At 65.6% G+C, this 13,289-nt stretch carries 15 protein-coding genes and 1 tRNA gene; 4 read left to right on the plus strand and 12 right to left on the minus strand.

Annotated features, from left to right (window positions below):
• Positions 1-7 precede the first annotated feature (7 nt).
• Positions 8-550, plus strand: coding sequence for a hypothetical protein (locus tag AC3A6F_RS22800; RefSeq protein WP_147936841.1), 543 nt, complete (start codon positions 8-10; stop codon positions 548-550).
• Positions 551-659: 109 nt separating this feature from the next.
• On the opposite strand, the gene msrA is transcribed toward AC3A6F_RS22800, so the two are convergent.
• Both msrA and AC3A6F_RS22810 read right to left on the minus strand, forming a co-directional pair.
• Complete coding sequence (msrA, locus tag AC3A6F_RS22805; RefSeq protein ID WP_487685403.1) at positions 660-1,166, minus strand: peptide-methionine (S)-S-oxide reductase MsrA; 507 nt, start codon at positions 1,164-1,166, stop codon at positions 660-662.
• Entirely contained in the window at positions 1,150-2,313 is a 1,164-nt protein-coding gene (locus AC3A6F_RS22810; RefSeq protein ID WP_487685406.1) for an alpha/beta fold hydrolase, read from the minus strand. Before AC3A6F_RS22810 ends, msrA begins: the two co-directional genes overlap by 17 nt.
• 62 nt (positions 2,314-2,375) lie before the next feature.
• Here AC3A6F_RS22810 and AC3A6F_RS22815 point away from each other — a divergent pair, with 62 nt between their 5' ends.
• The gene (locus AC3A6F_RS22815) at positions 2,376-3,224 is read left to right on the plus strand and encodes a hypothetical protein (protein WP_487685409.1); all 849 of its coding nucleotides are present in this window, start codon (positions 2,376-2,378) and stop codon (positions 3,222-3,224) included.
• 103 nt (positions 3,225-3,327) lie between these two features.
• On the opposite strand, the gene AC3A6F_RS22820 is transcribed toward AC3A6F_RS22815, so the two are convergent.
• Positions 3,328-3,403: transfer RNA gene (locus tag AC3A6F_RS22820), tRNA-Phe, on the minus strand.
• A 58-nt stretch (positions 3,404-3,461) separates the two neighbouring features.
• The gene (locus tag AC3A6F_RS22825; RefSeq protein WP_005671532.1) at positions 3,462-3,947 is read right to left on the minus strand and encodes an acyl-CoA thioesterase; all 486 of its coding nucleotides are present in this window, start codon (positions 3,945-3,947) and stop codon (positions 3,462-3,464) included.
• A 165-nt stretch (positions 3,948-4,112) separates the two neighbouring features.
• Here AC3A6F_RS22825 and epsC point away from each other — a divergent pair, with 165 nt between their 5' ends.
• Positions 4,113-5,042 carry a serine O-acetyltransferase EpsC gene (epsC, locus tag AC3A6F_RS22830; protein ID WP_487685412.1) on the plus strand — a complete coding sequence of 310 codons (930 nt, stop codon included), beginning with the start codon at positions 4,113-4,115 and terminating at the stop codon, positions 5,040-5,042.
• Positions 5,043-5,046: 4 nt separating this feature from the next.
• Here epsC and AC3A6F_RS22835 read toward each other — a convergent pair whose 3' ends face one another.
• Genes AC3A6F_RS22835 through AC3A6F_RS22870 form a run of 8 tightly spaced genes read right to left on the minus strand, consistent with a single transcriptional unit; the run spans position 5,047 to position 12,531 of the window.
• The gene (locus AC3A6F_RS22835; protein ID WP_487685415.1) at positions 5,047-5,775 is read right to left on the minus strand and encodes an ABC transporter ATP-binding protein; all 729 of its coding nucleotides are present in this window, start codon (positions 5,773-5,775) and stop codon (positions 5,047-5,049) included.
• Positions 5,772-6,593 carry an ABC transporter permease gene (locus tag AC3A6F_RS22840; protein ID WP_487685418.1) on the minus strand — a complete coding sequence of 274 codons (822 nt, stop codon included), beginning with the start codon at positions 6,591-6,593 and terminating at the stop codon, positions 5,772-5,774. The genes AC3A6F_RS22835 and AC3A6F_RS22840 overlap by 4 nt, the downstream gene beginning before the upstream one ends.
• Position 6,594: 1 nt before the next feature.
• Entirely contained in the window at positions 6,595-7,566 is a 972-nt protein-coding gene (locus AC3A6F_RS22845) for an aliphatic sulfonate ABC transporter substrate-binding protein (protein ID WP_487685421.1), read from the minus strand.
• Between the two features lie 20 nt (positions 7,567-7,586).
• Complete coding sequence (locus tag AC3A6F_RS22850; protein ID WP_487685424.1) at positions 7,587-8,978, minus strand: LLM class flavin-dependent oxidoreductase; 1,392 nt, start codon at positions 8,976-8,978, stop codon at positions 7,587-7,589.
• Positions 8,978-9,817 (minus strand): MetQ/NlpA family ABC transporter substrate-binding protein, encoded by an 840-nt coding sequence (locus tag AC3A6F_RS22855; RefSeq protein ID WP_487685427.1) that lies wholly within the window; start codon positions 9,815-9,817, stop codon positions 8,978-8,980. Before AC3A6F_RS22855 ends, AC3A6F_RS22850 begins: the two co-directional genes overlap by 1 nt.
• A 33-nt stretch (positions 9,818-9,850) precedes the next feature.
• Positions 9,851-10,513: a methionine ABC transporter permease gene (locus AC3A6F_RS22860; protein WP_487685431.1), complete on the minus strand. Its 663-nt coding sequence runs from the start codon at positions 10,511-10,513 to the stop codon at positions 9,851-9,853.
• Entirely contained in the window at positions 10,506-11,306 is an 801-nt protein-coding gene (locus tag AC3A6F_RS22865) for a methionine ABC transporter ATP-binding protein (RefSeq protein ID WP_487685434.1), read from the minus strand. Before AC3A6F_RS22865 ends, AC3A6F_RS22860 begins: the two co-directional genes overlap by 8 nt.
• Positions 11,307-11,316: 10 nt before the next feature.
• Positions 11,317-12,531, minus strand: coding sequence for an acyl-CoA dehydrogenase family protein (locus AC3A6F_RS22870; protein ID WP_487685437.1), 1,215 nt, complete (start codon positions 12,529-12,531; stop codon positions 11,317-11,319).
• 193 nt (positions 12,532-12,724) lie between these two features.
• Here AC3A6F_RS22870 and ssuE point away from each other — a divergent pair, with 193 nt between their 5' ends.
• Positions 12,725-13,276, plus strand: a complete 552-nt coding sequence (gene ssuE, locus AC3A6F_RS22875) for an NADPH-dependent FMN reductase (protein WP_487685439.1) — start codon at positions 12,725-12,727, stop codon at positions 13,274-13,276.
• Positions 13,277-13,289 lie beyond the last annotated feature (13 nt).

Genomic DNA, 13,289 nt, shown 5'->3' on the forward strand with positions numbered 1-13,289 from the left:
CACTGCCATGACCAACAAACAACAGCCTCCAGCCAAACAGCCAGCCGGGGCATCCACCGGCCGAGTGGCAAATCCCTTCCTCGATGCCGAGTTCTACCACCGGATGCGCGACTACACCGAACGCGATGCCGCCTTCTCGAAGGAGTTGACCGCCATCAATGAAAGCGGCGCGGGCAAGCAGAGCACCGATATGCGCACGGCGCCATCGCTGCAATTGCTGCGTGCAGTCGTCAAGAAAGGAGTGTCGCTGGACACCATGTTGGAGCGGATCGTGCAGGGTGTGGAAATGGGCCTGTGGGAGCCGTGGCTGAGCAGCTTCGGCATCGAGATCCGCGGCGTCAATTACGCCAAGGGTGAGCAGCGCAACGCCCGCCTGGCGCTCGACATGAGCCTGGCATGCAAGGTCAATTCCGTGTTCGCCAACGCAGGCATCACCAACTGGCGCAGCCTGGTGGCCGAGGACTGCGCCCAGATCAAGATCGATAAGCCGACCGTCAATTCCGGCGCCAAGCTGTACGCCATCTTCTATCTGGATGCGCCAGGAAAGTGACTAGCTAAATCAGCAGCTGAGCCCGGGGCGACATCGAAGCACCGACACACGAATTTTCAATCTTCTGCTTCAGCAACCGGGCGACCAGGCCGTACCGGGCTTGCTCAGATCACTGGCTGACGGGCAGCTTCCAGCCCGGCCTGATGAAATGGCAGGTGTAGCCGTTCGGAATGCGTTGCAGATAGTCCTGGTGTTCTGGCTCGGCCTCCCAGAAAGGTCCCGTCGCGACGATCTCGGTGACGGCCTTGCCGGGCCAAAGGCCGGACGCGTCGACGTCGGCGACGGTCTGCTCGGCCATGCGCTTTTGTGCGTCATTGAGATAATAGATGCCAGAGCGATAGCTCATCCCCCGATCGTTGCCCTGACGGTTCTCCGTGGTCGGGTCATGGATCTGGAAGAAAAATTCGAGGATCTGGCGATAGCTGATCTGACCCGGATCGAACACCAGTTCGAGCGCTTCTGCGTGCGTGCCATGGTTGCGGTAGGTGGCGTTGGGCACGTCTCCGCCAGTGTAGCCGACGCGCGTTGAGAGCACGCCGGGCATACTGCGCAGCAATTCCTCCATGCCCCAGAAGCAGCCGCCGGCCAGGATGGCGGTTTCAGTTTGCGGTGTCATTGATTGCCTTTGCTTGAATGAGTGGTGAGCCAAGAGCGCATATCTTCCCACGTTGCTCTGTTCTTTGCTGTGCACGGCGCTCATGCGAGAGCCCGACTACGGCATCGGCGCGCGTACCGGCGAGTGCGCTCAGAATCAGCTGTGCGGTGTCCTCCGGCGCATCCCAGTGCGGGAAATGGCCGCACCGCTCGAACCAGTGCAGTCGAGCATCCGGGAACAAGGCCAGCGCGCGCCTGGCTTGACGGGGAAAGCAGACCCGGTCACGCCGTCCCCAGCCAATGACGAGCGGATGCGCGATGCTGTTGCGCGGAGCCCCTTGCTGTTCCTCTCCGTAGGCGAGCTGGGCCAGCAGTTCATCAAACGCCGGCGAGGCCACATAGCTGCACAATTCATCGCTCACGATGTCCGGCGCCAGCTTCGTCGGCCGTGCAGAAAATTGCGCCAGCAACAAAGCGCGACCAAGTGGGTTGGCGCAGACCGCCGGCAACACAGGGCGCAGCAGCCGCAACAGCCGGATCGACAGGTAAATCGAGCTGAAGAACGCGTGACGCTCCCATCCCTTCCAGAAACCACCTGGATTGAGCGCCACCACGCCGCCGACGACCCCACCGCGTCGCGCCAGTTCCAGCACCAGCCGCGCGCCCATCGAGCTGCCGACCGCATCGATGCCAGTCAAGCCATGGGCATGGAGGAAGGCGGCGGTCTCATCGGCGAGGGTGCGGATCGAGGTTTCACCGGCCAGGCGCGGCGTCTGGCCAAAGCCGGGCAGGTCCACCGCGATGACTTCGCGCCGCGTCGCGAGATCGGCCAGGATGGGATTCCAGCTCTGCCAATGGCCGCCAAGGCCATGAATCAGTAGCAAAGGCTTGCCGGTGCCGCAACGAATGTGATGCATGATCGATCCTCCCTTCGCACGGACGTGCGGTTGCTGCCAGCGTACCGCAGCGGGCACAACGACTGCGTCCGTTAGGAATGCTTGCCCAGAACAAAAACGCCAACCGGTGATGGTTGAAGTTGCGTGAGGTATGTCCTTGGTGGTGCGGCAGCAGGCGGCGGATTTGATAGGGCAGGTGTCGTCGTTCTTGTCCGTTACCTTGCCGCCGGTGGAGATGGCGCAGTGCGCGGGCGACGCAAGACGCTCATACATCTACATCAACTTTGACACGGAAGAAATGGTTTAATATACAAAATATTTCTTTCGAGTCTGATATGGCGGAACTTCTTCTATACTTGGAAAATGCCGAAAAGGTATTTGTGTTCGACCAGGTCTATCCTCTGAGCGCTGCCACCGAGCAAGCGAATCAGAAAAAATTAAATGCTTTCGGGATGCTGGCGAAGTTGAATCCGTTCAAACGCCCCAAAGAGGAAACTGTCCTCCTTTCGAAGCACGTCTTGCGTTATGAGCCTTTTTGGCATGTAGTGACGACTCGTTCAGTCGATTACTCACGCGAGCTGACCTATCCTGTGGAGATCGGTAATGCGTATGCAAAAAAAATTCTCATCAACGGCAAGGAGTATTCGATTGCAGAGCAAGGAAATAAACGGTCGATCAACCTGCAGGGAGTCGAGTTCTCCCATAGGAAAATCAATTACGAAGATCACCTGGACGGGCTGTCGCGCGACCTGAAAAAGGGAGTCCTGGCGAATTACATCAACAAGTACAAAGTGCAGGAGCATACCGTACTGGAACTGCCCGAAGCGATCGCCCCGCAACTACGTTTGCCGATGCTTCTGCAGAAGATTCGCCAAACGCTGGACGCAGAAGTAATCAATGCCCACGAGTTTCAGGAAGACATCGTTACGATCGAAAAAGTGTACCTCTATTATCGTCCTGTGTTTGCATTCGAATTTGCCTGGACAACCGAGGACAAGGTAGGCGTGATTGAAGTCGACGGCCTAACGGGTGAGGTGATCGAAAATGGCCAGTGGTTCAAAGAAAAGCTGCAGGCGATCACCACCCGCGAAATGCTTTTCGAAATGGGCTCGGAACTGGCCGGCGCGTTGGTTCCCGGTGGCGGGACGGCTGTAAAAGCGATCGAAAGGATCACTGCCAGCTGATACATAAGCCGGGATGCCAGTTTCGAAGCTGGCATCTTGGGCGACGAATCCCACAAACGACAACGCCCACTTGCATGAGTGGGCGTTGCGTGAACGATGTTCTTGGTGGCCCGGGGCGGAATCGAACCACCGACACAAGGATTTTCAATCCTCTGCTCTACCAACTGAGCTACCAGGCCAAGAGGCCGCAATTATAGCAGCGTTTGCGCCGGGTCAACAACCCAGGCGCGGCAACCTTTACCCCTTGGACGAGATCCGTTGCGCATGGTCCCGCTCCAGCGCCAGGCGCGACTCGCGCCGGCCCTTGGCTTCCTCGAAGCGGCGCAGTTCATCCGGCGTCGACGGTTCCAGCGGTGGAATCGCCGCCGGCTTCTTGTCGTCGCCCACCGCCACCATCGTGAAGAAGCAGCTGTTCACATGGCGCACCACCTTGCTGCGAATGTCTTCGGCAATCACCTTGATCCCGATTTCCATCGAGCTGCGGCCGGTGTAGTTGACGGCGGCCAGGAAGGTCACCAGCTCGCCCACGTGGATCGGCTGGCGGAAGGTCACCTGGTCGACGCTCATCGTCACCACGTAGCGGCCGGCGTAGCGGCTGGCGCAGGCGTAGGCGACCTGGTCGAGCAGTTTCAGGATGGTGCCGCCATGCACGTTGCCGGAAAAATTGGCAGTGTCGGGCGTCATCAGCACCGTCATGCTGAGCTGGTGGGAGGGCAGGTTCATGGTCGTGTCATTACAAAAGGTATTCGGTGCTTGATGTTGCCTTAGAAACTGCTGCGCGGCAAGTTCTGCCGTCGGCGGAGCGCGTTTTTGAGCCCGTCACAGCACGCATATCGACATACCAATAAAATCGTAGTCATTGAAAAACGAATCGTATAGGCTCGGCGAATGAACAGCGAATTTTTCCATCAAGGTGGATCGGTGCAGTGGCACCTCGGTCCCGTCATCGACGCATTGCGCACCTCGCGCGAATCCACCCACAATATCCGGCACCAGGGCAGGGTGCGCGAACTGCCGTCACGTGACATCGTGCGCCAGATCGTGGACGGCGTTTCCGCCGCCCTGTTCCCGACCCATTACGGCCGCCCCGACCTGAATGACGAAAGCATCGACTACTACGTCGCCGACACGCTCAACGTAGCGCTCGACCGCCTGGCCGAGCAGGTACGGCGCGCGCTGCGCTTTTCGCCCGAGTTCTCGTCCGAGCATGACCAGACCGAAGATGCCGTGCTGGCCGAGCGCGCCCGCGCCATCACGCGCGAGTTCGCCGCCAGCCTGCCCACCGTTCGCGCGCTGCTGGTGTCCGACGTGCAGGCCGCGCTGGCCGGCGACCCGGCCGCCACCTCGGTGGCCGAGATCATGCTGTGCTATCCCGGCACCATCGCCATCCTCTACCACCGCATCGCGCATTGCCTGAATCGCCTCGGCGTGCCATTCCTGGCGCGGGTGGCGGCCGACATCGGTCACTCGCTCACCGGCATCGACATCCACCCCGGCGCGCAGATCGGCGGCAGCTTCTTCATCGACCACGGCACCGGCGTCGTCATCGGCGAAACCGCGATCTTGGGCGAGCGCGTGCGCCTGTACCAGGCCGTCACGCTGGGCGCCAAGCGCTTCCCGGTCGACGAGAGCGGTGCTCTCGTTAAAGGCACGCCGCGCCATCCGATCGTCGAGGATGATGTCGTCATCTATGCGGGCGCTACCATCCTCGGCCGCATCACGATCGGCGCCGGTTCGACCATCGGCGGCAACGTCTGGCTGACCCAGAGCGTGCCGCCGGGCAGCAATGTGTCGCAGGCGCAGATGCGCAATACCTGAGTCATCAGATGGCGTGCACCGCGTGCAGGCTGTCGAGGATCGCCGGTTTCAACGGCGATAGCGCCAGCTTGCCGCGCTCGCGCGGCCATGGCGCGTCGTTCGTGAACTCGGCGCGCACCGGGCCGGGCACGCCATCCATCAACACCACGCGGTCGCTCAGGTAGATCGCCTCATCGATATCGTGGGTCACCAGCAGCACCGTCAGCCCGCGCTGGCGCGCCGCTTCCGCCAGCAGGTCTTGCAGGCGCATGCGGGTGAAGGCGTCGACCGCCGAAAACGGTTCGTCCAGCAGCAGCACGTGCGGCTCCAGATACAGGCCGCGCGCGATGGCTGCGCGCTGGGCCTGGCCACCCGACAGCTGCTTGGGCAGCGCATCGCCATAGCCTTTCAGGCCGACTTCTTCCAGCAGGGCGTGGGCCCGTTCCAGGTTCGGCCGTCCGTGGCCTCCGAAGACGACGTTCTGCGCCACGGTCAGCCACGGGAACAGGCGCGGCGCCTGGAATACCAGGCCGACGTCGGCATCCGGCCCCGTCAACTGGCGGCCGTCGAGGCGCACCGCGCCGCGGTAGTCGCCGTCCAGTCCCGCCACGATCGACAGCAAGGTGCTCTTGCCGCAGCCGCTGGCGCCGGCCAGGCTGACGATCTCGCCCCGGTCGAGCCCCAGGTGCAGGCCGCGCAGCACGGTGCGCGCGCCGTGGCGCTTGTCATCGATGGCCAGTTCGAGAAAGCTCATCGCGTCGCCCTTTCCACATAGCTGTCGCGCCAGGCCAGCCAGCGCCGTTCCAGCGCCTGCATCGCGCTGTCGCTGGCCTTGCCCAGCAGGGCCAGCAGCACGATGGCCGCCAGCATGATGTCGGCGCGGCTCGATTCGCGGCCGTCGGTCAGCAGATAGCCCAGGCCGCGGCTGGCGGCGATCAGTTCGGCCGCCACCATGAACATCCACGCCAGGCTCAGGCCGTTGCGCAAGCCGGTCAGCACCGAGGGCAGGGCCGCCGGCAGCAATACCCGGCGCGCCAGCGCGAGGGGAGAAAGGCGATACAGCAAGCCGACCTCGGTCAAGCCGCGGTCGACGCCGCGGATGCCGGCCACCACCCCCATGTACACCGGGAAGAAGGCGCCGATCGCGATCAGGATGATCTTCGGCGCCTCGTCGATGCCGAACCAGAGCAGCAGCAGCGGCACCCAAGCCAGCGACGGAATCGCGCGCAGCGCCTGGAAGCTGGGATCGAGCACGCTTTCCGCGCGCCGGTTCAGGGCCACCAGCGCGCCGAGCGGCAGCGCCAGCAGGGCGCCGGCGGCAAAGCCTGCCGCCACCCGCAGTGTGCTGGCGCCGACGTGGCCGGCCAGGCCGTTTTCCAGCAGCCAGGACAGGGATTCGAGGATGGCGCTCGGCGGCGGCAGCAGATTGGCCGGCACCAGGCCGGCGCGCACGCCGGCTTCCGCGCCGATCAGAACCAAGGCCGGCAGCAGCAAGCCCAAAGGGAAGCCGAGGCGGCGGCGCGCGCGCGCTGCTTGCGGCGGCGCTTCCAGAGTGATGGCCCGCCTTTCCATCTCAGGCCTTGGTGAGCTGGCGCGCGAAGCCGGTGTCGACCAGGCCGGCAATCGCCTTGTCCAGATCCGTGCCGGGACGCACCAGCGCCTCGTCACGCAGGATCGGCGCCGCCAGTTGCAGGGCGCGCAGGTGCTCGGCGGTCGGTTGGGCGTTGCTGAAGTCCGAGCGCAGCTTGACCTGCAGCAGCGCGACCGGCAGCGGCACCTTGGCCTCCGTGGAGAGGATTTTCGCTGCTTCGGACGGATTGGCGCGGGTCCAGGCGCGGGCGCGCTCGTAGGCCTTGATCACGCGCGCGGTCTCGTTCGCGCGGGTGGCCAGGAATTCTTCGCGGACGTTCAGGAAGCCATAGGTGTTGAAGCCGACGTTACGGTACAAGAGGCGCGCGCCGCCATCGAGTTCGGCCGCCGCCATATGCGGGTCGAGCCCGGCCCAGGCATCCACGCGGCCCTGTTCCAGCGCCGCCCGGCCGTCCGCGTGCTGCAGGCTGACGTGTTCGATGTCGCTGCGCTTGAAGCCCACGGTCTGCAGGGCGCGCAGCAGGAACAGATAGGGATCGGTGCCCTTGGTGGCAGCCACCTTCTTGCCCTTCAGATCGCCCAGGCTGCGGATCGGGGAGTTCTTGGGAACCACCAGCGCCGTCCACTCGGGCCGCGAGAACAGGTAGGGCGTGCGGATCGGATTGCCGTTGGCACGGGCCAGCAGGGCCGCGAGGCCAGCGCTCGAGCCGATGTCGATGCTGTTCGCGTTCAGGTACTCGAGCGCGCGGTTGCTGCCGGCGCTGAACACCCATTTGATGCGGGTGCCGTCGGCCTTGAATTCTTCTTCGAGCCAGCCGAAGTGGCGCAGCACCAGGCTGGTGGGCGAGTAGTGGGCGTAGTCGAGACGTAGCTCTTGCAGCGGCGCTGCGCGTGCGGGCAAGGCGGCGAGGGCGGCGCCGCTGGCGGCCAGTTGCAACAGGCTTCTTCGTTTCATAATGGTCCTCTGATGGTGGTTCAAGCTGCCTGGACGCCAGACAGCGGGGATGCGATCTCGACCCGGCTGCCCGGATGGCCGGGCGCCAGGCGCGGGCCCTGGCCGAGCAGTTGCCCGCGCAGCGTGCCGCCGCGCGGGGCAGCGTCGTAGCGGCCGCGCCGCGCCAGTTCGGGCACGATGTGCTCGACCACCAGCGTCATGTCTTCCAGCGGCAGCGCGAAAGCGAGGTTGAAGCCGTCGGCGCCGGTGTCGTCGATCCACGATTCGAGCTGGTCGGCCACCTGGCGCGCATCGCCCACGATGATCGGACCGCGTCCGCCCAGGCCGATGAATTCGGCGGCTTCGCGCACCGTCCAGTCGCGGCCCGGGTCCGCGGCGCTGAGCGAGGCCAGGGCCGAGCGGCCGGCGTCGGTGTCGATGTACTCGATGGTGTCGTCCAGGTGGTGGCGCGCGAAGTCGACGCCGGTCCAGCCGGACAGCAGGGTGAGCGCGGCCTCGACGTCGATATGGCGCCGGTATTCATCGAGCCGCGCCTGCGCCTCGGCCTCGGTGGCGCCGGTGATGACGAGGGCCTGGGCATACACCAGCAGCGCATCCGGATCGCGGCCCTCCACACTTGCGGCGGCGCGCAAGGCGTCGACGCCGCGTTTCACCACCGCCTTGCTCGGACCGCTGATGAAGGTGGCTTCGGCATGGCGCGCGGCGAAACGGGCGCCGCGCGGCGAGGCGCCGGCCTGGTACAGGAGGGGCGTGCGCTGCGGCGACGGCTCGCACAGGTGAAAGCCCGGCACCTCGTAGTAGCGGCCCTTGTGCCGGATCGGGTGCACCCTGGCCGGGTCGGTGTAAATGCCGCGTTCCTTGTCGCGCTTGACCGCGTCGTCTTCCCAGCTGCGCTCCCACAGCTTGTAGACGACCTCCATGTACTCGTCGGCCAGGTCATAGCGTTCGTCGTGGCCGAGTTGCTGGCCAAGGCCCAGGTTGCGCGCGGCGCTGTCCAGGTAGCCCGTGACGATGTTCCAGCCGATCCGGCCCCCGCTCAGGTGGTCGAGCGTCGAGATGCGGCGCGCGAAGGTGTAGGGGTGTTCGTAGGTCAGGGCGGCGGTGACGCCGATCCCCAGGCGTGTGGTGGCGTGGGCGATCAGCGGCGCCAGGGCCATGGGATCGTTCAGCGGCACCTGCACGCCGTGGCGCAGCGCGGCTTCCGGGCCCTTGCGGTAGACGTCGTACACGCCCAGGACGTCGGCGAGGAAGATGGCGTCGAAGCCGCCGTGCTCCAGCAACTGCGCCAGCTCGATCCAGTAGCCGGGCGTCAGGTAACGCTCGCTGTCGCTTCTCGGATGGGTCCACAAGCCCGGCGACTGGTGGCTCGGGGTGTTCATCTGGAAGGCGTTGAAACGGATGCGGCGCGCCATCACCTGGCTCCAGTCGATTGCAGCGCCAGCTGGTAATCGGTCTTGGCGTAGTCGGCGAAATGCTTGTTGGTGACGTCCAGGAAGGCGCGCGATTTGTAGGCGGCGGCCAGGTCGCGCGCGAAGGGCTTGTCGCGGTCGGGCGTCCTGACCGCCACCAGGTTGGCATAGGCCGGCGAAATCTTCTCGGTGCGCAGCGCGTCGCGCAACTTGAGGCCCGAGGCCAGCGCGTAGTTGCCGTTGACGAAGGCGTAATCGGCGTCCTGCAGGGAGCGCGGCAGCTGGGCCGCCTCCAGCGGCAGCAGCTTGATGCCCTTCGGGTTGGCGGCGACGTCGCGCTCCGAGGCGCGGATCGGATCGATGCCGGGGCGTAGCTTGATCCAACCTAATTGGTCGAGCATGACCAGTGCGCGTGCCTGGTTGGTCGGGTCGTTCGGCAGCGCCACGGTGGTGCCGCTTTTGACGGCGTCGAGGCTCTTGTGGCGGCGGCTGTAGATGGCGATCGGCGCGGTCGGCACCTTCACCAGTTCGGACAGCGCCAGCTTGTGCTGGGCCGCGAAGCGGTCCAGGTAGGTCACGTGCTGGAACACATTGGCGTCGAGCGACCCTTCGGCCAGCGCGAAGTTGGGCTGGATGTAGTCGTTGAATTCGATGATGCGCACCTTGTAGCCCTGTTTCTCGAGAATGGGCTTGATGCCCAGCCTGACCTGGTCGGCATACGGCCCGGCGCTGGTGCCGATGACGATTTCCTTCGGGTCCTTCGCCTGCGCATTGGCGGCGACGGCGAGGGCGATGGCCAGGATCAGCGGGCTGGCGAGCAGGATGCGGCGGTTCAGGCTCATGGGGTTCCTTCCGTTTCTTTTTTCATTGACGGTTCAGCGTTTGTCCAGGCGGCGCGCGATGCGTCCGCCGCCGAACTGGATCAGCTGCACCATGGCGATCAGGATCGCGACCGTGACCACCATGACGTCGGTCTCGAAGCGGTAGTAGCCGTAGCGGATGGCGAGATCACCGATGCCGCCGCCGCCCACCACGCCGGCCACCGCCGAATAGGCTAGGGTGCTGATGGCCAGCACGGTCAGCGCCAGCACCAGGCCGGACCTGGCTTCCAGCAGCAGCACCCGGGTGACGATCTGCAGGCGGGTGGCGCCCATCGCTTCGGCGGCCTCGATCACGCCGCGTGGCACCTCGTGCAGCTGCTGCTCGACCAGGCGCGCGAAATAGGGGATGGCGGCACAGGACAGCGGCACGCTGGCGGCCAGCGGCCCGATCGAGGTGCCGGCGACGATGCGGGTAAACGGCACCAGGGCCACCATCAGGATGATGAAGGGGAAGGAGCGCACCGTGTTCACCAGCCATCCCAGCACTTTTCCGATGCTGCGGCCACGGCCTGGTTCGCCCGAGCCGTTGAGGAACAGGACCACACCGAGCGGACCGCCCAACAGCACCGCGGCCGAGAGACCGATGCCGAGCATGAGCAGGGTTTCGCCAAAGGCGCGCCACAGCTCGGGGGCGACGATCAGGAATTTTTCAAGCATGCAGCTCTCCCGGTGGAACGCCGACATCGGCTTCCGCGGCGTGATACGCCAGCTCGCGGCCGAGCGAGGTCTTGCGCGGCTCGCGGTGGTCGCGCAAGTCGAACAGTTCGGCGATGCGGCCATCTTCGACCACGGCCGCGCGCTGGCACAGGCTGCCCAGCGCCTGCAGCTCGTGGCTGACGATGACGATCGTTACGCCCAGACGCGCGTTGATGTCGCGCAGCGTATCGAGCACGCTGCGCGTGGTGTCCGGGTCGAGGGCCGACGTCGGCTCGTCGCACAGCAGCACCGTGGGATAGCTGGCCAGCGCGCGCGCGATCGCCACCCGCTGCTTCTGGCCGCCCGACAGGCGGGCCGGATAGCTGCCGGCCTTGCCCTGCAACCCGACAAGTTCCAGGCATTCGGTCACGCGCGCCTTCAGGCGCGGCGCGTTCATCGCGCCGTGGATGCGCAGCGGGAAGGCCACGTTCTCGAACACGGTGGCGTTGGCGAGCAGGTTGAAGTGCTGGTAGATCATGCCGATGCGGCGGCGCGCTTCGCGCAGCTCGCGCGCGCCGAGGGCGGTCAGTTCCTGGCCGGCGACGCTGATGCTGCCGCTATCGGGCTTTTCAAGAAGGTTCATCAGGCGCAGCAGGGTCGACTTGCCGGCGCCGCTGCGGCCCACCAAGCCGAAGATCTCGCCCGGAAGGATGTCGAGCGAGACGTCGCGCACGGCGTCGAAGCGGCCGCCTTCGGGCAGCGCAAAGGCCTTGCTGGCGCGCTCGACGCGGATGACTGGTACGGAAGCTGTCATGTCGGGCCGGTCAGGAATAGGGTGTCGGATCGGGCACGCGGCCGCTGAGCGCGTAGCGGCCCAGGTCGCGCAGCTTGTAGTCGACCGGGTCGTGCAGGGTGTGCACGCGCGCGTTGCGCCAGAAGCGGTCGAAGCCGAAGCGTCCCGACGTGGCGCGCGCGCCGAGCAGTTCGAACATCTGGTTGCTGATCTCGATCGCGGCGCGGTGCGCCAGCACCTTGGCCTCGGCCACCGCGATCGCCACCAGGCCGCGTTCGCGCGCCGTGACGGCGTCGCCCTTGCGGATGGCGGCATCGAGCTGGCGCCCGGCCTCGTCGGCCAGCAGCGCGGCGGGACGCACCGTCAGCCACAGCTGGCCGTAGCGGTGCTGGGTGAAGGGATCGTCGATCGCGTCGTCCACGCCGGACGCGAACCAGGGCCGTGCCTGTTCCAGCGTGTAGTCGCGCGCGGCCTCGAAGGCGCCTTGCGCGATGCCGAGGTACAGATTGGCCATGACTAGCTGGGCGACCTGGGAGCGCAGGGTGGAGCGGGCGGTCGGCGCCTGGCCGGGGGCCTGCAGCACCAGTGCGGTCGGCAGGTAGACCTTCTCGAAATGGACGTTGCCGCTGTCGGTCTGGCGCTGGCCGAAGGCGTCCCAGTCGGCTTCCACGTGCACGCCGGCCTGCTCGGTCGGCACCACGGCGATCAGGGCGGCGTCGGCTTCACTGTCCCAAGCCGACACCGTCAGCCAGTCGGAACCCACCGAGCCCGACGAAAAACTCTTGACGCCGTCGAGGATGTAGCCGGCCGGCGAGGCGGTGGCGCGGGTGCGCTTGTCGAGCGGGTTCAGGGCGTTCCCCCAGAACAGCTTCTGGCGCACGGTGGCGGTTAGCAGGCTGCGCTGCTGCAGTTCGGTGCCGTAGAGCCCGATGCCGGCCAGCTGCAGGTGGTGGAAGCCGAACAGGTGGGCCAGCGCGCTGTCGGCCTTGGCCAGGATGCGCACGGCCGCCATCACGGTCGCCCAGTCGGCGCCCTGGCCGCCGAACTCGGTGGGGATCGACAGCGTGAGCAGGCTTGAAGCGCGGATCAGTTCGCGCTCGTGCTTCGGGTGGCCGCCGGCGCGGTCGCGTTCGACGGCGGTGGCGGCCAGGCGCTCAGCCAGGTCGGCGGCGATGGCCAGCGGATCGGGTAGCGCCGCTGTGGCGTAGTCGTCTTGTGGACGCAATTGCTGCAGGATGGAGGACATGGGGCGGTGTGCCGATGTTGGTTGAACTGCCATCTTGCCTCCCAAGCCAGCGCCGCGTGAACGAAGAAATCCGGCCATGAATATGCGCGAAAAGTTAAAACGGCAAACGCATATCGATGAGTGAAACGATTCGTTGGGCCGATCGCGCGCGCGGCGTACGCTGTGGCGATCGTTGTCAGAACTGGAATTCACCATGAGCGTCATCTTGCTGGGCGGTAGCCCGTCGTCGCAATCGTCCTGCAGCCGCCTGTTGCAGCACGTGGGAGATAAACTCGCCGTCCACGGCTGGCGCACGACGCGCCTCGAGGTGCGCGAACTGCCCGGCCCCGCCCTGTTGCGCATGGATGCGAACGACCCGGAACTGGCGCGCGCTCTGGCGCTGGTGGCCCAGGCCGACGCGCTGGTGGTGGCCACACCAATCTATAAAGCGGCCTACACCGGCATGCTCAAGCTGTTCCTCGATCTGCTGCCGCAGGACGGCCTGCGCGGCAAGGTCGTGCTGCCGCTGGCGACCGGCGGCAGCCAGTCGCACCTGCTGGCGCTCGACTATGCATTGCGCCCGGTGCTGGCCTCGATGTCGGCACGGGCCATCCTGTCGAGCATCTATGCCACGTCCGAGCAGGTCGCCTGGGACAGCGAGCGCGGCACGCGCCTGGCGGGTCCGATCTTTGATCGTGTCGCCGAGGGCATCGAACAGCTCGACGCCGAACTGCAGGCGCGCGCGCAGACCGCCGCCGCTGCCTGATTCACCGAGGATT

The sequence above is a fragment of the Massilia sp. Soil_C_3 genome (assembly GCF_057657035.1).

Coding starts and splice junctions, on each gene's coding strand:
- AC3A6F_RS22800 (WP_147936841.1), top strand. CDS start 8: ATGACCAACAAACAACAGCCTCCAGCCAAACAGCCAGCCGGGGCATCC.
- msrA (WP_487685403.1), bottom strand. CDS start 1,166: ATGACACCGCAAACTGAAACCGCCATCCTGGCCGGCGGCTGCTTCTGG.
- AC3A6F_RS22810 (WP_487685406.1), bottom strand. CDS start 2,313: ATGTATGAGCGTCTTGCGTCGCCCGCGCACTGCGCCATCTCCACCGGC.
- AC3A6F_RS22815 (WP_487685409.1), top strand. CDS start 2,376: ATGGCGGAACTTCTTCTATACTTGGAAAATGCCGAAAAGGTATTTGTG.
- AC3A6F_RS22825 (WP_005671532.1), bottom strand. CDS start 3,947: ATGAACCTGCCCTCCCACCAGCTCAGCATGACGGTGCTGATGACGCCC.
- epsC (WP_487685412.1), top strand. CDS start 4,113: ATGAACAGCGAATTTTTCCATCAAGGTGGATCGGTGCAGTGGCACCTC.
- AC3A6F_RS22835 (WP_487685415.1), bottom strand. CDS start 5,775: ATGAGCTTTCTCGAACTGGCCATCGATGACAAGCGCCACGGCGCGCGC.
- AC3A6F_RS22840 (WP_487685418.1), bottom strand. CDS start 6,593: ATGGAAAGGCGGGCCATCACTCTGGAAGCGCCGCCGCAAGCAGCGCGC.
- AC3A6F_RS22845 (WP_487685421.1), bottom strand. CDS start 7,566: ATGAAACGAAGAAGCCTGTTGCAACTGGCCGCCAGCGGCGCCGCCCTC.
- AC3A6F_RS22850 (WP_487685424.1), bottom strand. CDS start 8,978: ATGGCGCGCCGCATCCGTTTCAACGCCTTCCAGATGAACACCCCGAGC.
- AC3A6F_RS22855 (WP_487685427.1), bottom strand. CDS start 9,817: ATGAGCCTGAACCGCCGCATCCTGCTCGCCAGCCCGCTGATCCTGGCC.
- AC3A6F_RS22860 (WP_487685431.1), bottom strand. CDS start 10,513: ATGCTTGAAAAATTCCTGATCGTCGCCCCCGAGCTGTGGCGCGCCTTT.
- AC3A6F_RS22865 (WP_487685434.1), bottom strand. CDS start 11,306: ATGACAGCTTCCGTACCAGTCATCCGCGTCGAGCGCGCCAGCAAGGCC.
- AC3A6F_RS22870 (WP_487685437.1), bottom strand. CDS start 12,531: ATGTCCTCCATCCTGCAGCAATTGCGTCCACAAGACGACTACGCCACA.
- ssuE (WP_487685439.1), top strand. CDS start 12,725: ATGAGCGTCATCTTGCTGGGCGGTAGCCCGTCGTCGCAATCGTCCTGC.